General features: G+C 32.6%; 17 protein-coding genes. 4 read left to right on the plus strand and 13 right to left on the minus strand.

Annotated elements, in window-relative coordinates; all coding sequences use genetic code 11:
• Positions 1-9 precede the first annotated feature (9 nt).
• Positions 10-2,859 carry a carboxypeptidase-like regulatory domain-containing protein gene (locus tag ACKGJY_RS05325; RefSeq protein ID WP_413972820.1) on the minus strand — a complete coding sequence of 950 codons (2,850 nt, stop codon included), beginning with the start codon at positions 2,857-2,859 and terminating at the stop codon, positions 10-12.
• 262 nt (positions 2,860-3,121) lie between these two features.
• The gene (locus tag ACKGJY_RS05330; protein WP_413972821.1) at positions 3,122-3,502 is read right to left on the minus strand and encodes a carboxypeptidase-like regulatory domain-containing protein; all 381 of its coding nucleotides are present in this window, start codon (positions 3,500-3,502) and stop codon (positions 3,122-3,124) included.
• 158 nt (positions 3,503-3,660) lie between these two features.
• Here ACKGJY_RS05330 and dgt point away from each other — a divergent pair, with 158 nt between their 5' ends.
• Complete coding sequence (dgt, locus tag ACKGJY_RS05335; RefSeq protein WP_413972822.1) at positions 3,661-5,001, plus strand: dGTP triphosphohydrolase; 1,341 nt, start codon at positions 3,661-3,663, stop codon at positions 4,999-5,001.
• A gap of 265 nt (positions 5,002-5,266) precedes the next feature.
• Here the strand turns inward: dgt and ACKGJY_RS05340 are convergent, their stop codons facing one another.
• Entirely contained in the window at positions 5,267-5,980 is a 714-nt protein-coding gene (locus tag ACKGJY_RS05340) for a hypothetical protein (RefSeq protein ID WP_413972823.1), read from the minus strand.
• A gap of 458 nt (positions 5,981-6,438) precedes the next feature.
• On the opposite strand from ACKGJY_RS05340, the gene ACKGJY_RS05345 reads away from it, so the two are divergent.
• A complete protein-coding gene (locus ACKGJY_RS05345) occupies positions 6,439-6,906 on the plus strand; it encodes a CBS domain-containing protein (protein WP_413972824.1) in 468 nt (155 codons plus the stop codon).
• A gap of 105 nt (positions 6,907-7,011) precedes the next feature.
• Here ACKGJY_RS05345 and ACKGJY_RS05350 read toward each other — a convergent pair whose 3' ends face one another.
• From ACKGJY_RS05350 to ACKGJY_RS05360, 3 genes are all read right to left on the minus strand, one after another.
• Positions 7,012-7,692: a GIDE domain-containing protein gene (locus ACKGJY_RS05350; protein ID WP_413972825.1), complete on the minus strand. Its 681-nt coding sequence runs from the start codon at positions 7,690-7,692 to the stop codon at positions 7,012-7,014.
• 53 nt (positions 7,693-7,745) lie between these two features.
• A complete protein-coding gene (locus ACKGJY_RS05355; RefSeq protein WP_413972826.1) occupies positions 7,746-8,096 on the minus strand; it encodes a hypothetical protein in 351 nt (116 codons plus the stop codon).
• Positions 8,097-8,245: 149 nt separating this feature from the next.
• Positions 8,246-8,770, minus strand: a complete 525-nt coding sequence (locus ACKGJY_RS05360) for a DinB family protein (RefSeq protein ID WP_413972827.1) — start codon at positions 8,768-8,770, stop codon at positions 8,246-8,248.
• 163 nt (positions 8,771-8,933) lie between these two features.
• On the opposite strand from ACKGJY_RS05360, the gene ACKGJY_RS05365 reads away from it, so the two are divergent.
• Positions 8,934-9,266: a single-stranded DNA-binding protein gene (locus ACKGJY_RS05365; protein WP_413972828.1), complete on the plus strand. Its 333-nt coding sequence runs from the start codon at positions 8,934-8,936 to the stop codon at positions 9,264-9,266.
• A gap of 92 nt (positions 9,267-9,358) precedes the next feature.
• Here ACKGJY_RS05365 and nadB read toward each other — a convergent pair whose 3' ends face one another.
• The 3 genes from nadB to ACKGJY_RS05380 form a co-directional block, all read right to left on the minus strand.
• A complete protein-coding gene (gene nadB, locus ACKGJY_RS05370) occupies positions 9,359-10,912 on the minus strand; it encodes an L-aspartate oxidase (RefSeq protein WP_413972829.1) in 1,554 nt (517 codons plus the stop codon).
• A gap of 3 nt (positions 10,913-10,915) precedes the next feature.
• The gene (nadA, locus tag ACKGJY_RS05375) at positions 10,916-11,842 is read right to left on the minus strand and encodes a quinolinate synthase NadA (protein ID WP_413972830.1); all 927 of its coding nucleotides are present in this window, start codon (positions 11,840-11,842) and stop codon (positions 10,916-10,918) included.
• A gap of 222 nt (positions 11,843-12,064) precedes the next feature.
• A complete protein-coding gene (locus ACKGJY_RS05380; protein WP_413972831.1) occupies positions 12,065-13,873 on the minus strand; it encodes a hypothetical protein in 1,809 nt (602 codons plus the stop codon).
• 277 nt (positions 13,874-14,150) lie between these two features.
• Here ACKGJY_RS05380 and ACKGJY_RS05385 point away from each other — a divergent pair, with 277 nt between their 5' ends.
• Entirely contained in the window at positions 14,151-16,742 is a 2,592-nt protein-coding gene (locus ACKGJY_RS05385) for a phosphoenolpyruvate carboxylase (protein ID WP_413972832.1), read from the plus strand.
• 321 nt (positions 16,743-17,063) lie between these two features.
• Here ACKGJY_RS05385 and ACKGJY_RS05390 read toward each other — a convergent pair whose 3' ends face one another.
• The 4 genes from ACKGJY_RS05390 to ACKGJY_RS05405 all read right to left on the minus strand — a co-directional run bounded on the left by ACKGJY_RS05390 (position 17,064) and on the right by ACKGJY_RS05405 (position 21,301).
• Complete coding sequence (locus ACKGJY_RS05390; protein ID WP_413972833.1) at positions 17,064-18,296, minus strand: ammonium transporter; 1,233 nt, start codon at positions 18,294-18,296, stop codon at positions 17,064-17,066.
• Positions 18,297-18,320: 24 nt separating this feature from the next.
• Positions 18,321-18,671, minus strand: a complete 351-nt coding sequence (locus ACKGJY_RS05395) for a P-II family nitrogen regulator (protein WP_413972834.1) — start codon at positions 18,669-18,671, stop codon at positions 18,321-18,323.
• Between the two features lie 226 nt (positions 18,672-18,897).
• Positions 18,898-20,181 carry an ammonium transporter gene (locus tag ACKGJY_RS05400; RefSeq protein WP_413972835.1) on the minus strand — a complete coding sequence of 428 codons (1,284 nt, stop codon included), beginning with the start codon at positions 20,179-20,181 and terminating at the stop codon, positions 18,898-18,900.
• Between the two features lie 103 nt (positions 20,182-20,284).
• A complete protein-coding gene (locus ACKGJY_RS05405) occupies positions 20,285-21,301 on the minus strand; it encodes an outer membrane beta-barrel protein (protein ID WP_413972836.1) in 1,017 nt (338 codons plus the stop codon).
• Positions 21,302-21,729: the final 428 nt, after the last annotated feature.

Below are 21,729 nucleotides of genomic sequence, written 5' to 3' on the forward strand. Positions count from 1 at the left end.
ATTTGTTGTTTAAAATTTATATCTTATAGATAGAGATGAATTTGTACCTCTATTATAAGTAAGTATTGTGTCTTTGGAAGGAATTCCTGTTACCGAGCTTTGGTTTCTCTGAAATCTCCTAACCGTTGGGTTAATTAAGTTCTTAGCAGATAAACCTAAGCTTAAATGTTCGTTTATCTCTTTATTTAAAATAAAGTCTAGAGTTACTACGCCTTGTTCAATAATTTCTCCATTTAAAAACACATCAGGTTGGTTTTGGTTTCTAGGTGCTCCTAGTGAAAAAATTCTATCAGATGCATAATTACCAGAAAAGGTTATCTCAAAAGGATATTTACCTCCAGAACTATATGTAAGTGCTAAATTAGTAATCCAATCTGATGCACCTTCTAAACCTATTTCATCCATACCACCATATCTAAAAGTTTGTATTAGATTACCATTATCATCTCTTATTTCTTTCAAATCTTGTGTATGGTTGAGGTATGCAACATTACCAGACAGCTTTAGGTTAGGCAAAGAATCGCCTTTTTTTATAAGATATATTCTTCCTTCTATTTCTCCACCTATAACTCTTGCCTCGTTACCAGTATTGAAATAAGAAAATATATCTTCTCCACCGCGTTGTAAGCCTCTGTTAATTGGGTCTTCAATTCTTTTGTAAAATGCTGTAACAGATAAAAGTTCGTCATCACTTGGAAAAAACTCAAACTTTAAATCTATATTAAGGTTTTTAGAGGCCTCTACATCTGGATTACCTTGTGTGACTTGATTTTCTGGTGATACATATTGAAAAGGAGCAATCTCTTTAAATTCGGGTAAAGTTTGACTTAAACTACCTGCCATTCTCAAGGCCATTTTGTCGTTTATATCATATTTTAAATTAAATGAAGGATAAAGCCTTTCGTAATTTTGAAGTGAATTTCCAATACGCGACTGACCAGTTTGTTGGTTCACAAAGTTTCCAACATCAAAATTCACATCAATTTCATCATTTTGGTAGCGCAACCCCAATTGAGCAGTAAATTTGTGAAAAACACCAATAAAATCTATAAAACCAGCAAAAGAGGTTAATTCGCCTTGGTAGGTATCTATTGGTAATTCTTGGAGCCTAAGTGCACCAATATCAAAATTACGTTGTGTAAATATTTCTGATACTTGATCTAAACTAGGTATAGTAAATAGACCTCTGGAGGCTTCTGTTACTCCAATAAATTGAGACGTAAAATCACGTTGTTTATTTCTAAAATCTCCACCAAAAGTAAGCTTGTAAATATCATCTCCATCTTCGCTTTCCTTTAATATAATTTTATCTTGTAGTCTAGCATTTAGCTCTTGATCTGTAATTTCTTGAACAGATTTACGCTGCTGTGTTCCTCCTGTAAAACCAAATTGAACTATACCATCTTCATTCTCAGCAGTATTAGCATCATCATTAAGTATATTAAATTCATTTCTTATACGATTTGGCTCATTAGCAATTACATAATTGAAACCTGCTCCCCAATCTAACACATTTTTATCAGAAAATCTATGGTTACCAATAAGTTGTGTTATAGATAGTATTGTATTTTTAATATTTTGGTCTCTAACAAATTGATTACCTCTTGACGGTGGATCTAACTCCTCAAAAACAATTGTAGAACGCTGTCTACCAGCTTCATAAGTTTCCTCGACTACTTTGTTCACTAAAAAAGTATTTAACTTTATGCGGTTATCATCGTTTATTTTAAACTGACTGTGAAACATTCCAGTAGTGTTAATTGTACGTAACCACCTTCTATTGTCATTGTCTGGAACAGAATCTCTTAAATTACCTTGGTCGTATTCAAAGAATTCGCCTTCTCTATATTCGTGAGAAACAGATTGTCCACCGCTTAAATACAGATTTACTTTTTTGCTTTCGCCAAGTTTTCCTCCAACATTAAAACCAAACGAATAATCTAAAGGTAAAGATGTTGTTCTAGTATCCCAACCCTGCTCTGTAATAGCATTAGAAAGTTCGTCTTGGCTGTAGGCTCTAGAATACACTCCAAGATTTAAATCTTCATTATTTGCAGTTACTTTAAAATCATTAAAAATTTCGCCATCACCAACATTACTATTTACGCCACCAGTAAAACTTAAACCAATATCTTTATTTTTAGATACTATTTTTGACTCAATATTAACATTACCAGAAGCTTGATCTGCCGAATTATTTGGAGAAAATGTTTTACTTATGGATACATTTTGCACAAATCTTGTAGGAAAGAGTGCTAAATCGATATTTTTCTTATCAATATTATCCGAAGGAATTGGTAAGCCGTTAAGCGTAGTTGTTAAATATCTATCACCAAGACCTCTAACGTACACTTGACCTGTACCATCTGATTTTGAAACTCCAGAGATTTTAGATGTTGCTGCCGAGGCGTTAGAAACGCCGAGTCTTGATAATTGTTGAGCACCTATACTTTCTTTAATTTCTACTGCTTTTTTTTGTTGTAATAAAAGCGCTGTTTCACTTTCGCGTTGCGCTACAGGAGCTTTAATAATAATTTCATCAAGAGCAGCTGCACTTGCACCCATAGGTACATTTACCTCTATAACTTTCCCCGCAACTATTATAACAGGAATTTCTTGTGTTTCGTAACCTACAAAACTATATATAAGTGTATAATTCCCTGGGTCTAGGTTAGCTATTTCATATAATCCATCAAAATCTGATGTAGTACCCTTGGTTGTTCCTTTTACTAAAATGTTAGCAAAAGCGAGAGGTTCATTATTATACTCTTTATCCGTAAGTTTTCCAACTACAGAACCAGTGTTTTGAGAGTAACTAAACACTGTTATTGAGCAAAATAATAGTAATAAATATTTCATTAGTTTAATTAATTTTTTGTCCTGCAAAGAAACTACTGTTTTATAAAAAACCTATTACCAGAAAATTAAAGAACTGTAATAAAAGTGTTAACTTAACATTAACTAAAACACTTTTTTTTATAACTTGTTTACCATTACTTAACATTAGAGATAGAAGCTATTTTAATTCAACGGGATACAACTATTTTACAAAAAGGTATTAAAGCAAAAAGTCCTTTTTGTTAACTCAAAAAGGACTTTTTAGTATGTTTTAAAATATGCTTTAATTATTTTTTACCGCATTATCTTTAGTTTCAGAAGTGGTAAATACCATAGCAAAGTCATCTAGTGATACACTGCTAGCGCTTAAAGCCATTTTAATCTCTTTAGGTATTTGGGTAACTTCAGTAATTATTTCTTTAGAATCGTATCCTGTAAAACTAAAAACTAAAGTATACGTACCGCTTGCCATATTTTCAAACGTAAAAACACCTTGTTCGTTTGTCATTACTTTAGCTCCTGTTTCTTTAATTGCAACATTAGCAAACACTAAGGGCGCATTATTAGATTCTACGTCTAATAACTTACCTCTTATAGAACCCGTTTCTTGCGCATGGGTTAATGCAGAAATAAAAAAAAGAGCTATGTAAATAATATGTTTCATGTATTAGTCTAAATTACTGCAAAAATAGACTCTAAAGCCATGATCTAGTGTTACCAAATCATTAAACAACCATGATTAAAACGTTACCCTAATGTTAAGCGATTTTACAATATATTTTTTTATGAATTTAGTATCTTGCCTCAGCTTAATTAAACATCATGAACTGGGAACAACTCCTCTCTTTAAAACGCTACGGCGACACCAATAAACGTATTCGAAAAGAACAAGACGAAACCCGCTTAGGCTTTGAGGTAGATTACGATCGTATTATATTTTCGCAAGAATTTAGAAGTTTACAAGATAAAACGCAAGTTATTCCATTATCTAAAACCGATTTTGTACACACGCGCTTAACACACAGTTTAGAGGTAAGCGTCGTAGGGCGCTCGTTAGGGCGACAAGTAGGGAAAAAAATACTAGAAAAGCATCCGCATCTACAGAATGTGCATGGGTATCAAGCCAACGATTTTGGAGCTATAGTAGCAACAGCAGCCTTGGCGCATGATATTGGTAACCCGCCCTTTGGGCATTCTGGCGAAAAATCTATAGGTGAATTTTTTAAAACAGGCAAAGGTAAAACATATAAAGACCAATTAACCGATAAAGAATACCAAGACCTCTGTGATTTTGAAGGTAACGCCAATGGCTTTAAAATATTAACCCAAAATAGAGCTGGACGCGAAGGTGGACTCCGTTTAAGCTATGCTACTCTAGGTGCATTTACCAAATACTCCAAAGAATCCTTACCAAAAAAACCAACACCACATATCGCAGATAAAAAATATGGCGTGTTTCAATCTGAAAAAGAGGCTTTTGCTGATGTTGCTAACGAATTGGGACTTACAAAACGTAGTGAAAAGCACCTAAGTTTCTCGCGCCATCCATTGGCATATTTAGTTGAAGCCGCCGACGATATTTGCTATACTATTATCGATTTTGAAGATGGTATAAATCTAGGACTCATTCCAGAGGAATACGCTTTAGAATACCTTTCAAAAGTAATTAGAGACAACATAAAACCAGAAAATTATTATGCCCTATCTAATAAACAAGATCGCATAGGTTACCTACGTGCTCTTGCCATTGGCGCACTCATTAACGATGCCGTGGCTATATTTATGAAACATGAAGATGCTATTTTAAACGGCACCTTTGATAGCGCACTACTCGACAAAAGTAAATACGACCCACAAATACGAGATATCATCAAAATAAGTATTGAAAATGTTTACCAGTCTGAAGAAGTTATAGACAAGGAAATTGCTGGCTACCAAATTATCAATAAGCTACTTACCATATATACTAACGCCGTAAACAACAGTTTTAGTGATACCGCTTCAAATTATGACGAACTCATTTTACAAAGCTTGCCAAAAACTATAAACTTTAGCCATAGTAGTTTGTATGAAAGGTTACTAGCAGTATGCCATTACGTTTCATTATTATCAGATAGTAAAGCGATACAAAACTTTAAAAAGATTGAGGGAATTACCTTTTAGGTTATAATAATTAGGGCGTTACCCACAAGGGGTCGGGCTTTACGCTATATCTTTTTCTCGTGCCTCAAAAAAGGATGCCGCTACAATCCCTAACGCAAAAATTAGTCATGTTAAGCATATTTTTTTATGCCTTAACTTAATACTGTATTTTCATTCGCATAGCAATAAATCTTAGCTTACCATTAAACTTATCTTGAATATTTATACAAAAAAAGAGTATCGTTTTTAAGCGATACTCTTTTTTTAGATTTTATGTTTAATCAAACTACTGTTTTGTTTCTGCTGCTTGGGCCTGCATGATTTGTTTTTGCCTTAGCAATTCATTTTTACTAAGGTTTACCAAATTAAAGTTAGGTGATGCTTTTAACGTATCATCTAAAATATCAACTGCAGCATCTATATTATTTTTTCTATCCTGTTGAAATAATTGTAGTGCCTTTAAGTACATAAATGCACTTTTTAATTCTACTTGGTAAGGTTGTTGTTGCTCATAATACGCATGTTTCATATCTGGTGTTGCATTGGCTAAACCATAGTTAATGTGTATTAAAGCTTCATCTAACTTTTGTAATTGCATATTAAGTTCTGCCAACTCGTAAGCTAAACTAGCACTAGGCGATCTTTTAAATAATTCATTAAAATGTACCAAAGCACGCTCTGGCTGTTTTACGGCCTTAAGCGACATAGCTTTTACCTCAACAGCAATATTAGAGTCATCTACCTTTGTATCAATACCAATAGTATTTAGTGCTTGCATGTATTTGCCTTCGCTCATGTATATATAAGCCAAAGTATCTTTTCTTGCTTCTGATGGTGCTAAAATATTTAAATGCGTCATAGCATTAATCATACCTTGTACATCACCTTGTGCTCTCATTTGTTTGCCATAGGCTTCAAAATGTTGTATTAATTCAGTATTACTTTGCGCACCTATTTGCAGGGTTATCACAGATACCACCAACAGTATAATTTGTCTCATCTTCTGTTTATTTTAGTTTAACGCCCAAAACTATAAAAATTTGTGATGTAATCTCTTAAAAGTTTATTAATTGTTCAATGCCAAATTAATTTTTATAATTTGCTTTACCATTACAACATCATTCAATACAAAAGGTTTAGGTATCATATACGCATACCGCTCTGGAAGGTTTAATACTTTATTTTCTAGCAAATCGTAAGAGGCTTCATAAAGTAAAAATTCTGTGTCTTAATTTATAGGAATAGTAATTTGTAGTTCTAAAAGTTAGTTTTTTTTAGAAACAAATAATGCAGAACAACATAAAAAAGCAAGCTTATACGTTTGGCTTTTTCATCATAATTATAATTTAGTAGTTATAAAAATACACAAATTTATAATTGCAGTTTTTTACCTAAATACATTTTTAGGAAAACTCCTTTTTTTTAGCTATATTTAGAATTACTAAAATATTAAATATTATGGGAATAAAGAGTTTTCAAGGGTCGAGAAGACAACAATCTACAGCAGCTGATACCACACCACTTAAAGTGAGTGATTATATGACGAGAAATTTGGTAACCTTCTCTACTACTCAAAGTATTGAGAGTGTTATGGAAGCACTAGTAAAAAATAGAATTTCTGGAGGTCCTGTAGTAAATGAAAAACAAGAATTAGTTGGTATTATTTCTGAGGGTGATTGTATTAAGCAAATTAGTGAAAGCCGCTATTACAATATGCCACTACAAGAACAAACTATTGAAAAACACATGGTAAATAATGTAGAAACCATTGATGGTAATATGAATATTTTTGATGCCGCAAAAAAATTCTTAGATTCTAAACGCCGACGGTTTCCTATAGTTGAGAATGGAAAACTAGTAGGACAAATTAGCCAAAAAGATGTGCTAAAAGCTGCTATGGCTTTAAAAGGACAAACTTGGAAATAAATCGTTTTTTAAAAAAAAATACCGCAAAACTAAATGGATTAACATTCCTATTTCAAATAGATTAAATAGGAACGTTAATTTGTATAACGTCGTAATTTACGATCGTTATTTTACCCTAGCCTCTGCTATATCTGTTATAATTATTTTTTGATGTTCGTTACTCTCTAAGGTTGCAATTTTAGAATAACTATAGCCGTCTATCGTTTTATCTAAAGCTTTCCATTTTGCGATACCGCCAACAGTTACAGTTTCTCCAACTTCTAAGATACGCTCTGTATAACGCAAGGTTTTATTAAACCCCAATAAGTTTTCACTTTCAATTTTATAAGCTGATAAAACATTTTCAAACTCAGGTGTTGGAGCATTCAAAAAACCTGATGTTACTCGTTTATCTTCTTCTAAATACATTACAAAATTTAGTGGTGTAGTTGTTGGTTTTATCATAACTACTTCCTCTTTTTTATCTTTAACAAAAAAATCTTGTATGTTGTTTTCATCTAAAAGTGTTTTCCAATACGAGTTTTTACCTGTACGCTTTTTTTGTTGAATTTTAAACTGAAACGCCACACATTTACGTTTACTAAATGGCGCCACAAAAGGCTCATGCACATGCAGTACCTTGCCAGTAACTTTAGTAGGTTCGTTTGTTCTAAATTGAAGGATATCTTTAGTTTTTAATTTAGATAAACCTCTTAATATGCGTTGTTTCTTCCCGAAATAGTATGCTGTAATAGCAATTGTTATAGCTATAACAATAATAAACGGAATGATAATTTGTGGAGACATAAAAAATTGGTATTTATATTATAAGAGTGAATTTTTATGTTTTTGTTACACAGCTAGCGTTTTCGCTTTACTAACGCGTAGTAGTCGCCATCTAAAGGTAAATACCCTTGATCGTACACAAAATAATATACCTTTCCAGCCTTGGTAGTGTAAATACTAGTAAAGTAATTAAAATCGAAACCAGCTTCTATAAGAGTGCCTTTAGAGCGTGTTACTTTACCATCAGGATTTAATCGCTCTAATATTCTATGGTTTTTACGCAACCTGTTATTGGTGTTACGTATTAAGTTTTTACTATCTTTATTAATGCGGTTATTATACGAGTTTCTACAACCATCACTACAAAACTTTTTATCAATTCTGCCTATAATTTTCTCTCCACATTCTAAACATTGCTTTTCCATAGTTATGTGATTTAATTTTTATACCGGTTTAAAGTCAACTAAATATTTAAGCACTTTACAACCAAAAACCTAACTTAAATTTTCTTTTCATCTCAATCCTAATACTCTTAAAATTAAGCGTTCTATTTCTAGATAACATATCATAGTTATTACCAATTACCCGCATACTCTAAATCTATTTTTGAAGACTGTTTTAAAAGTTGAAATTTATATTGAAGTATCTGCCTAATATGTAAAAAATCATGAGCCAACCAATTTCTTAAAAACAATTCAGCTGATAAATTTCCTAATTCGGGATGCAAAACCACATTACTCCAATCCATATTAACTTGCTGTTTTAACCATTGTATAGAACTACCACGTTCAATTAAAAATGTTTTAAGAATTTCGTTATAATCTTTAGACATATAATGTCGTTCCTTTACCCATACTTCTGGCGCTATAGGTACTAAGGGTTTTTGAGGAGTTTCTAAAGCATGTTTTACCCTAGCTCTAAAATCATTAAGTTCTTCATCTAAAAGGTGACAAACAATTTCCAGTAAACACCATTTTATAGATTCAGGTCGCCATAAATAGTCATGTTGTGAAACATCTTTTAAAAGATTTTTAAAAACTAGTGTATTATTTTCTAGTTGATTAAAAACCACCTGAAGTTCTTCTGTTGCAGTATCCATAGGGCAATATACAAATATTTATCCAAGTACAAACGACTACAAACATTTACAAACGAAATTAAACGCGTAAGTACCGAATAAAGTTTTGAAGTCGTTACATCTTTGCAGTGTCGAAACATAAGAACTCGATAGTATTAACTGTTAAACATTAAAATTTAAAATTATGAACGCACTTAGAAACAAAGTACAGTTGATTGGTAGATTAGGACAAGATCCTGAAATTATTAGCTTTACCGATGGTAACAAAATGGCGAAATTTTCGCTTGCTACCGATGATAGCTACAAAGACAAAAATGGCAATAAAGTAGAACGCGCTTACTGGCACAATGTGGTAGTTCGTGGTGGCCTTGTAAAAGTGGTTGAAAGCTACATTACAAAAGGTAAAGAAATAGCCGTTGAAGGTAAATTAACTAATAGAAGTTACGAAACAGCAAGCGGAGAAAAACGTTATGTAACAGAGGTTGTATGTAATGAACTGCTAATGCTTAGTAAATAAACCTTTTTTTGCCCAAAAATTAAAAAGGTGCTTTGAGGGAAGCACCTTTTTTTTATGTCTTTATAATACAAAAGGCTTACCTATTAGCTGCTTTAATGATTATCACTATTAAAAAAACCTCCTCTATTTTCTTTTCGTGCTATAGATTGATGGATTATTAAATGCGCTACATTTACCATGTTTCTTAATTCGCAAAGCGTTGTTGTAAGTTTTGACTCCCGATATAAATCTTCAACTTCATTATAAATAATATCTAAACGTTTTACAGCTTGTTTCAGGCGTCTGTTATTTCTAACGATACCAACGTAATCTCTCATTAAAGCTTGTAACTCTTTTAAATTATGTTGAATTAAAACATGTTCTTTAGTTATCACTGTACCCTTATCGTTCCATCTTGGTATTTTAATATTTACAGGGGTTAACTCTAGCCCAACATGGTGTTTATATATGTTATGTGCGTACACCAAGGCTTCTAATAAGGAATTAGACGCCAAACGATTTGCCCCGTGCAAACCTGTTTTTGTACATTCTCCGCAAGCAAAGAGATTTTTAATAGTTGCCTTACCTGTTTTATCCACCTTTATACCTCCGCACAAATAATGTGATGCTGGTACCACAGGAATCCAATCTATTTTTATATCAATATGGCGTTTTAAACATTCATTATAAATATTGGGAAAATGCGCCATAAACGCATCCATATCTAAATGTGTGCAATCTAAATACACATTGGTTTCACCAGATTTTTTTAGTTCATTATCAATACTTTGCGATACAATATCTCGCGACGCTAATTCTGCACGCGCATCATAATCTGGCATAAAGCGGTGGCCTTTCTTAGTTCTCAAATGTGCTCCAAAGCCTCTTACTGCTTCAGAAATTAAAAAAGACGAACCACCTTCTACATCGTACAAAGCCGTTGGATGAAACTGTACAAACTCCATATCTTCTACCCTAGCTTTTGCTCGGTATGCCATGGCTATACCATCTCCTGTGGCTATTATTGGATTTGTAGTGTGACCGTATACACGCCCTATACCTCCTGTAGCTAGTAAAATACTATCTGCTTTAACCGTAATTATATGTCCCGTTTTTTGATTTAGCACATATGCACCATAACATGTTTCTGGTACTGCTTTAGCATCATCTATATGATGGTTTGTAATTAGATCAATAGCAAAATGATAGGGTAATATTTCTATATTTTGTAATTGGCTTACGCGAGCCAAAAGCGCACGTTCTATCTCGTAGCCTGTAATATCTTTATGATGTATAATTCTATATTCTGAATGTCCACCTTCTTTTCCTAAGCTAAATTCTCCATCTGCATTTGTATCAAAATTTGCGCCCCAAAACAGTAATTCTTTTAAGCGTTTAGGGCCTTCTTCAACAACCATTTTTACCACAGCCTCATCACAAAGTCCATCACCAGCTGTTAGGGTATCTTTTATATGTTTTTGAAAAGAATCTTGATCTTTATCTAAAACTATGGCTACACCACCTTGTGCATATTTCGTGTTCGATTCGTCTTCACTATCCTTAGTAACAATAACTATTTTTCTATCTGGAAATGCTTCGGCTATTTTAACGGCAAAAGTTAATCCTGCTATTCCAGAACCAATCACCAAATAATTAGTAATAATCATAATTTATTTTGAAAGCTCTAACATTCTTGCAATAGGTAATAAAGCACGATCTATAATTGCAGGATCTACATGAATTTCTGGAGATTCATTCAACATACAATCGTACAATTTTTGCATGGTATTCATTTTCATAAAATGACACTCACTACAAGCACAAGTATTATCATCCTTAGCGGGCGCTGGCACTAATGCTGTATTAGGCATTTCTTGTTGCATTTTGTGTAAAATACCAGCTTCTGTAGCCACAATAAACTTTTGGTCTTGGTGTTCTTTTACATAATTTATCATACCAGATGTAGAACCAATATAGGTGGCAGTATCTAATATATGTGTTTCAGATTCAGGATGCGCAATAATTTTATAATCCGGATGTTTTTTATGGAGCTCAATTAACTTGTCCATAGAGAAGGCTTCGTGTACTATACAGCTTCCATCCCAAAGCAACATATCTCGACCTGTTTCACTAATAATATATTTACCTAAATTTTTATCTGGCGCAAAAATAATAGGAGTTTCCTTCGGAATGGATTCTACTATTTTTAGTGCGTTTGACGATGTACATACAATATCGCTTAATGCCTTAATTTCGGCAGAACAATTAACGTAAGTTATTACCACGTGATTTGGATGCGCTTTAGTAAATTTCTCAAAAGCTTCTGGCGGACAAGAATCTGCCAAAGAGCAACCTGCATTTACATCTGGCAATACTACTTTTTTGGTAGGACTTAAAATTTTAGCAGTTTCAGCCATAAAATGCACACCCGCAAATACAATCATATCTGCATCGGTTTCCGCAGCTTTTTGAGACAACCCTAAACTGTCACCAACATAATCTGCAACATCTTGTATTTCTCCAATTTGATAATAATGCGCTAAAATTACAGCATTCTTTTCTTTTTTAAGGCGGTTTATTTCTTTTACTAAGTCCATTTTTAATTAAAATAACGTTTACTAGTAATACAGATTGTGAGACACTAATCTTTACTCTAAAGCACAAATATCTTAATATAATAAAGAAGGAATTAGAATTACACTAAAAAAATTATTGAAATTGAATACTTTTTATCTTTTTACAAAAAAATCAATCTTTTTAATAAGTAAATACTTTATAGGCTATAAATAATAAAAGCACAAAAAATATCAGCAGCTTAATTAAATGGCAATTTTTGCCTTTTTTATATCTCTGTATATATGATCTAAAACATCGTCATACTTTACTAACTCTTTAAAGATATTTGATTTTAGCTCATCAAAAAACCCTTTTCTATCATTAAATAATGATTTGTAGTATAAAATACCAGACTTCATATTTAATGTAAAATTCATCAAATACTTTTCATCTTTTTTATGCATGGGTATTTTGGTTTCAGTAATTTTATTTTTCAAATAATCAACATATATCTGTAACTCTTTAATAAAAACATTAGGACGATCTTTTCTTGTTATGATGTTTGTTCTTCCGTAAATATGATCGGTAATATTTTTCAAACTCATAACGCTTGAGTAATATGCCATATTTGGGCCTGGGCATATTGATACACCTTTGCCCTCAACCTTAGTATCTAGGTTATATGCTAATAATGCCGATGTACCTAAGCCTACACATGTACACGATTTTTCAATAATTTTTTCAAACGCATTCTTATAGTGTTTCTCGGATAATCCTAAGCCATCCAACTCTTTTATTTTTAAATACTGGTATTCTCTAGATGCAGTACAGATCCCTTTTTCTTTAAATTCTTTATTTAATGCAACAAACTTTTTTGGGCACGAACTCCCTGGTCTGCCCTTATCAATAAACTCTTGTTTTTCTTTGTCTTTTGTATTGTTTTTAAGATTATTAAAAGGCACGCCTAATGGAGAAATATCACTTAAATATAAATCTTCTTCTTTCGCTTTTACCAATTGTGCTAATGTTTTATCATCAACAGTTGTGGCTTCTGGCACCAACAAAAAAGGACTACCCCAACCTATAGAATCAAGCTTATAATGTTCTAATAAAAAATTATGCTCTTCCCTTGTTCCAATACCTCCTTGGGCAGTTATTTTAAAAGACAAAGAAGTATTTGGTAATGTTTTATTTTGTAATTCAAGTTCCTGAAATAATAGTTTTTGTGTTAGCTGCTGTAAATCATTTCGTTTTTCTTTAAATTCTGCTAAAACAGGCCCAAGTAAATAACCTTCGGTAGCAAAGGCGTGTCCTCCACAATTAAGTCCAGACTCAATTCTATACTCTGACACCCACAATCCTTTTTTAGCCAAAAACTTACCTTGAATTAAAGCCGATCTATAATCACTAACTTTAAGAATTATTTGTTTTTTGAAGTCGCCATTTGCATCTGGAAAAAAATCATTAAACTTGGCCATATAAGAAAACAGTCTTGGATTAAGCCCCGCAGAAAGTACAACAGATGCATTTAATTTACTATTAGCAAACCCTCTTAAAGCAGCATGCGCATCGTTATATTCTGCAGGTAATTTTTTATTCTCCTTATAATTCTCTTTATCTACTTTAGTCATTATGTTAACATCGATATGCCCTAAAGTTAGCGTATCTAAAATCTTTTGCTTTATGTTAGAAAATTGCTTATCATTAACTGTGTGATTATTAAATTCAATCTTAAGCTTAGAGGTATTAGGAAGCATGTTAATATAATCCAATAACTCCTTATTTTTTTCCCAAGGTATCGATTTTATATGCTCAAATTTTTGTTCAACACAAGTACGTATTAAATTTAAATATGCAGTAATTCGTTTTGCTCTAAAATCATCTATTTTATCTGTAATCTCTTTATAAGGCACTCTAAATTTTTTGCTATACATTTTTCTTAACTTTTCTAATAAAATGTCATCAACTAAAGAAATTACGGAGTCTATCCCAAAATGAGCAACTTTAATTGGTGTATCAGCTGTAAAGCCAATACCCATTACTGGAATATGAAATGAATGTGTTCTATGCATACAAGTTAGATTTTTAATTGGCTAATGTATTGTTAAATACTAATGAAGAACATGACATAAATCATAATAACTACAAAACCAAAAAAAGATTTTAATACATAAGCCTTAGCTAAAATTTAATTTTATAGAATTAAAATAAATTGATATTAAGCTAAAGTTTTTTAATTATTCACAATAAGAATTCTAGAAACAAAAAAAATCAATAAATCTTTAAATACGCAAGGTTGTTTCGCTTAAGCTTTAGTATTTTTACTGCTCATTTTACTAAAGCCGAATTATGTCTGTAGAACCAAAGTTAACGAGATTTAACCAAACTGTATTGTCAAAATACAATATATACAACAGTATATTTATGACACTACCCTTTGATGCAGTTACAAAAACAGGGGTATTATTGCCTCTATTTCATGAAACCTGTGAAAAAGGATTTAAAAACGGAGACAATCCAACGACTATTGTAGAAACTTTTTTTGAAAAGTATCAGGGACGTCGCAATAAAGAGAGTCAAATCAATCTATTATTCAGGTTTATCCAATATATAGAAAGACAAGTGGTTTTGTTTGATGCCATTGAAGACGCCGCTTTTCCTACGGTAAATAATATGGAGGGTGTGGGTACTTTAAGAAACCTTAAAGGTTCTGCTATCTCTGAGGGAAACATTGAGGATTTAAAAGCTTATTTAGAAGAATTTAAAGTTCGTATTGTACTAACAGCACACCCAACACAATTTTACCCAGGTTCTGTTTTAGGTATTATCACCTCTTTAACTAAGGCCATAAAGGAGAATGACCTATCTGAAATCAATAATTTATTTGGGCAATTAGGTAAAACACCTTTTTTTAAACATAAAAAACCAACACCTTACCAAGAAGCAAAAAGCTTAATGTGGTATTTAGAGAACGTATTTTATAAAACGTTTGGAGACATATATAGCTACATCCAAAATAACATATATGCTGATGGTAAAAAGCATAACGACATTATAAACATAGGTTTTTGGCCTGGTGGCGATAGAGATGGCAACCCTTTTGTAAAACCTAAAACCACATTAAAGGTTGCTAATAAACTTAAGCGTTCTATACTTAAAAAATATTACGAAGACTTAAGAGATTTAAGAAAGAAACTTACATTTAGAGGAGTTGAAGAAAGAGTTATTAAGTTAGAAACTATAATGTATGATTATAGTATAGATTTAAAATCTAAAAACGCAATACGCTTAGAGGATTTTATACAAGAACTTTTTGAGATTAGAAATATTGTTGTTGAAGATCATCAATCACTTTACGTTAATGAAATAAACAATCTAATTAACAGAGTACATTTGTTTGGATACAGATTTGCAACTTTAGATATAAGACAAGATAGTAGAATTCATCATTCTGTGTTTACAACGGTAATAGACCATTTAATTGAAAAAGGTAGTACATCATTTCCTAAAAATTATCATGATTTATCTGAAGCTGAACAAATAGAAATATTATCTAAAGCTGATGATACTGTTGAAGATTTAGATATTTTTGAAGACGAAATGGTTAGAAACACATTGAAAACCATTGCAATTATAAAAGGGATTCAAGAAAGTAATGGTGAGCGTGGAGCAAACCGATACATTATTAGTAACAACCAAACAGCACTTAATGTAATGCAACTGTTTGCTATGTTAAAAATAGTTGGTTTTAAAGATGAATTAACGGTTGATGTTGCGCCTTTATTTGAAACTATACCAGATTTAGAAAATGCCCCTGGTGTAATGGAGCAACTTTATAAAAACCCAGAATATATAGCGCATTTAAGAGCTAGAGGCAACAAGCAACACATAATGCTTGGTTTTTCTGACGGCACAAAAGATGGTGGATATTTAATGGCCAACTGGGGAATTTATAAGGCTAAAGAATTACTAACAGAGATGTCTAGAAAATATGATATTACTGCAATATTTTTTGATGGACGTGGTGGTCCACCAGCACGTGGTGGCGGAAAAACACATAATTTTTACTCATCCTTAGGTCCAACTATTGAGGATAAAGAAGTACAAATAACCATACAAGGCCAAACGGTAAGTTCTAACTTTGGAACTTCAGATTCCTCACAATACAACTTAGAACAATTAATTAGTTCTGGTATTAAAAATAGAATTGATGGCGAAAAGAACAAACTAGCCGATGATGATAGGGCTGTAATGGATGATCTTGCAGAGACGAGTTACCAAACCTATAAGGACTTTAAAAGTCACCCAATGTTTATTCCGTATTTAGAACGCATGAGTACATTAAAGTATTATGCTAAAACCAATATTGGTAGTAGACCATCTAAACGTGGTAAATCTGATAAGCTTGTATTTTCTGATTTAAGAGCTATACCTTTTGTAGGCTCATGGAGTCAATTAAAGCAGAATGTACCCGGTTTTTATGGCGTTGGTACTGCTTTAAAACTATATGAAGATAGAGGTGAATGGGAAAAAGTACAACAGCTGTACAACAATTCTAAATTCTTTAAAACGCTTTTAGAAAACAGTATGATGTCTTTAACCAAGTCATTTTTTGATTTAACAAAATACATGTCTAAAGATGATGAGTTTGGGCAGTTTTGGGAGATTATTTACAACGAATATCTTGAAACAAAGCGTTTGCTGCTTAAAATTACTGGCTACGATGAATTGATGGAAAATGAGCCTGCTGGTAAAGCGTCTATTCAGGTTAGAGAATCTATAGTATTACCATTATTGACTATTCAGCAATATGCACTAAAGAAAATTCAAGAGCTTGAAAAACAAGGTGTAGCTAAAGATAATCCTGAGAAAGTAATCTATGAAAAAATAGTAACACGATCTCTTTTTGGTAATATTAATGCGAGTAGAAATTCGGCATAATTATTTTCAATATACCTTTAAAAAAAGCCTTCATTAAAAAATGAAGGCTTTTTTATGTGTTTTATTTTAGTTGCAGTAAAGGTAAAACCGCGTTACTTACTTTTTTATATGCTAAAGCATTAAACAAGCTAATAAAAAAACTAAAAACATTGAATAATTAAACGACCCTAGCAAACACTTGCGTTAGGGATTGAACGGTATGTTGGAGCTCCTCGCAGAGAGCGACTAGTGAAAGCCCGACCCTTTTGGGTAACGCCATTAAACAAAAAAAAGATGCCTTATATTAAAGACATCTCTTTTCTAGTATTTTGTATATTTTAATTAATGCTCATTCAATCTAAAATCTGCATAAGCATCCATACCATGTTCGTGCGCATCAAGACCTTCTAATTCTTCACGTTCTGATACTCTAATACCTACGGTTTTCTTAAGTGTAAAAATAATTAAGAATGATGTTACTAAACAAAAAGCAGCATAACATGCCACACCTGTTAATTGTATTAAAAATGTATGCTCTTCGTTTGTTGAAAAAATACCAACAGCTAAAGTACCCCAAATACCACATGCTAAATGTACAGCAATAGCCCCAACAGGATCGTCTAACTTTATAGCATCTATAAAAGCGACAGCAAAAACGATTAACGCACCAGCAATAGCACCAATGATAATGGCACTTTCTGGCGTCATTACATCAGCCCCAGCAGTAATACCTACAAGGCCTCCTAAAATACCATTTAAAAACATAGTTAAGTCTAAATTTTTATACTTTAAAAAAGACACAAAAGCAGCAACTACACCACCTGCAGCAGCAGCTAAACATGTTGTTACTAAAGTTAAAGATGTTAATTCTGGATCTGCAGATAATACAGAACCACCATTAAACCCAAACCAACCTAACCAAAGTATTAATACACCGGCTGTTGCTAATGGTATGCTGTGGCCTGGTATTGCTTGAGGTTTTCCGTCTTTAAACTTGCCAATACGTGCACCAAGTAACCAAACAGCTACTAGAGCTGCCCAACCACCTACTGAGTGTACTAAAGTAGAACCAGCAAAATCATAGAATCCCATTTGGTCTAAAAATCCGCCACCCCATTTCCATGAGCCAGCTATAGGGTATACTAAACCTACGTAAAATACAGTAAACATCATAAATGGCCCTATCTTCATACGCTCTGCAACTGCTCCAGAAACAATTGTTGCTGCGGTTGCCGCAAACATACCTTGGAATAAGAAATCTGTCCACCATGTGTAGCCGCCATCTGCGTAACCTGGTGTCATACCGTCGTCTGGTGGTGCTATACCAAAACCTGCAAAATCAATAAACCCTGCTGATCCTTCTTCAAAGCCTGGATACATTAGGTTAAATCCTGCTATATAATACAATAGTAAACCTACTGTAATTATAAATATGTTTTTAAATAATATATTAATTGTATTTTTTTGTCTTGTTAATCCTATTTCTAAAAAAGCAAATCCTGTATGCATGAAAAACACTAATGCTGTACAGATCATCATCCATACGTTATTTGCTGTAAATAATCCTTGTTCCATAATTATAAAAGTTTTTTAATATTTTTATTTAGATACTTTCTTTAAAGTAGCTCCTCCTTTTTCTCCAGTTCTTATTCTATAAACTTCTGTAATGTCTGATACGAAAATTTTACCATCTCCAACTTCACCAGTTTCTGCAGATTTTAAAAGCGCATTAATAGTTACCTCCTCAAAATCATCATTTACTACTATAGATAGGTATCTGCGTTGTATATCACTTGTGCTATAACTTACACCTCTGTAAACGTGCGCTTCTTTTTCGTTACCTAAACCGGTTACATCCCAATAAGAGAAGAAATTCACATCTACTTGATGTAACGCTTCTTTTACGGCGCCAAATTTAGATTTTCTAATAATTGCTTCAATTTTCTTCATAATGTGCCTTTAATTTAATTAGTAAGATTTCAAAAATAGAAAAATATTCAGGTGACTGAGAATATTACTCTAATAATGAAGAACTATTATTATTTTATTAATAAAAATAGAAAAAGGATGCTTTTTTTATATCAAAAGCATCCTTTTTCACTAAACTAACTAATATAGAACTTTGTAATAAAAAATTCTCTATTTGTTTATAAACACTAATTATTATTGAAAATAATTAGTCTTCCATTTCTCTTTGTCTCTTTCCTGGGTAAGCTAAAGCACCGTGCTCAGAAAGGTCTAATCCTTCAATCTCTACTTTTTCGCTAACTCTTAGTCCTAATGTTTTCTTAAGAATAGTTAAGAAGATTAAAGATGTAACAACTGCCCATATTGCATAAGCAAGTGTACCTATTAATTGTGCCAAGAACTGATCAGCTCCACCACCATTAAATAAACCAATACCAGCATCACCATCAACTCCCCAAAGGCCAATAACTAAAGTACCCCAAGCACCAGCTACACCGTGTACAGAAAATGCACCTACAGCGTCATCAATTTTAAGTTTTTGCTCCACAAATTCCATTGCAAATACTACTATAATACCTCCAATAAAACCTGCTATAATAGCACCACCTTCTGTCATGTTACCACAACCAGCAGTAATACTTACCAAACCAGCTAAAGCACCATTAAGTGTCATATCTAAATTTGGTTTCTTGTATTTAATCCAAGATAAGAATAACGCACCTAAAGCACCTGCAGAAGCAGCTAAATTAGTTACAAGCACTACCATAGAAGCACCAACAGCATCGTCGCCACCCCAAGCTAATTGAGAACCACCGTTAAAACCAAACCATCCAAACCAAAGAATAAACACACCTAAAGTTGCTAATAATTTGTTATGACCAGGGATACTCACTGCTTTACCATCAACATACTTACCAAGTCTTGGACCTACTAATGCCGCAGCAATTAAAGCAGCCCAACCACCTACAGCGTGAACCACAGAAGATCCTGCAAAATCGATAAACTCAGCTGGCATAATACCATCAGTATCGTTTAACCATCCACCATTCCATTCCCATCCACCAGCTATTGGGTAGATAAAAGCAGTTAATATTACTGAAAAAATGATGTAAGTTGAATATTTTGTTCTACCAGCGATAGCTCCAGAAACAATAGTAGCAGCAGTAGCACAAAATACAGTTTGAAAGAATAAATCGGCTGGCCCTTGATTAAACATAAAACCACTCCATCCTATCCATCCACTATCAGACGCTCCGTACATTAAAGAGTATCCTATAAACCAGAATACTAAAGAACCTACTGCTATATCCAAAAGGTTTTTCATAGCAATATTTACCACGTTTTTAGAACGTGTCATACCAGATTCTACTAAGGTGAATCCTGCTTGCATTAAGAATACTAGAATACCAGAAATAAGCATCCATAACATTCCCATATCGCCTTCAATTGCGGCGGTATCTTGCATTATAAGGGGCATGTTTAATAACGACATAATTATTTATTTTTAATGGTTAGTAATTAAAATGAATAAAGCGAATTCTTTATGATAAAGAATTCGCTTTATTCTTTATTTTTATTTATTTAATTTTCTAAAATTAGAAAGAGTAGATTGCAGCTAAAGTGAATGCAGCTAAACTATCAGTCCCTACACCATCACTATCTACAAAATTTCCGTAAAACTGACCATCATCTTGATTAGTTAAAGCATCCAATCTAATTTCTGGCTTAATGATTAAGTTGTCTACAGTATAGCTCCCTGTTAAAGTAGTAGCAAATACTGAAGGTAAATCGTCACCTTCTCCATGTAATCCAAACAACTCACCTCTTAACCCGATAGAGAAACTATCAGATGTAGCGATTTGAGGATATAGTGCAGCACCGTAGAAACCTGATCCATCATTATCGTTATAAGCAGCATTGATACCTAAGAAAAAAGAATCAGATACATCGAAACCACCAGTATAGTCGATTTCAAAACCTAACCCACCACTATTACCACTATCGTAGTATAAATTTAAGAACTGACCTTTATACCCTAACTGAGCACCTAAAGCATATTCTCCAGTAGTTGAAATATCATTAGTATCCCATGGATTAGTAATTGCTAACATTAAGCTAAAATCATCAGATAAAGCAAAATCAGCTTTTAAACCCATATGCGAAAAAGGACCGCTTGAGAATAAATAAGATGTACTATAGTTAAAATTAGCTGCTGGAGCGATAACTTCATATCCTAAAAAAGTATTCCATCTACCAAATGTAAGTGTAGTACTTTCTGATACATTCCAGTATACGTAAGCTTGATTTACTATACCATCAACAATATCGCTATTAAAAGTAGCACCTGCTCCTCTTGGTCCAGTTACTAAATCTATAACAGCACCTGCTTTAGCACCTTCGTAGCTAAGTATTACATTTGCCATACCTAAAGCAAAACCTGACTGACCTGCAAAAGCAGTCCCAAAAGTAGGAGTATCATTATCTGAAGCTGTTAAGTAAGTTTGATAATAGGCATCAACACTACCAGAAATAGATAATGCTGGTTTTTCATCTTCCTGAGCAAATAAAGCTGTAGCTACAAGAAGCATTGAAAGTGTAATTAATTTTTTCATAATTGTTTAAATTTTGGTTATTAATGTTTAATTTATTTCCTTAAGACGGGGCTAAACTATTTAAAAAAGAATTACCCCCCTAAAAAAATAGGGGTATTTGGTTAAATTTTGCGATTATTTAAATTTTTACCCCTTTTTATTAGAGGTATTCTTGTTTTAACAATATTTTATGAAATATTCTTAAAGTTGTTTTTTAGAATATTAACACACTTTGTTTCGTTTTGGTGTGATTTTTTTAAACAAATCCCAATATTTTAAACTATAATTCACAAATTCTCATTATCACTTATATTATATGTATTGAATATTTGATAATATATGTCATTATTATTGTTATAAACCTATTTAAAGGTTTAGTTCGATTAAAAAAACGAAATAATGAAATAGCATTTATTAGAAATATAAATTCAATGATTATCTTTGCAATT

Origin of the sequence: Hyunsoonleella sp. 2307UL5-6 (assembly GCF_047345485.1) — a bacterium.
In the GTDB taxonomy this organism is placed as follows: Bacteria; Bacteroidota; Bacteroidia; order Flavobacteriales; family Flavobacteriaceae; genus Jejuia.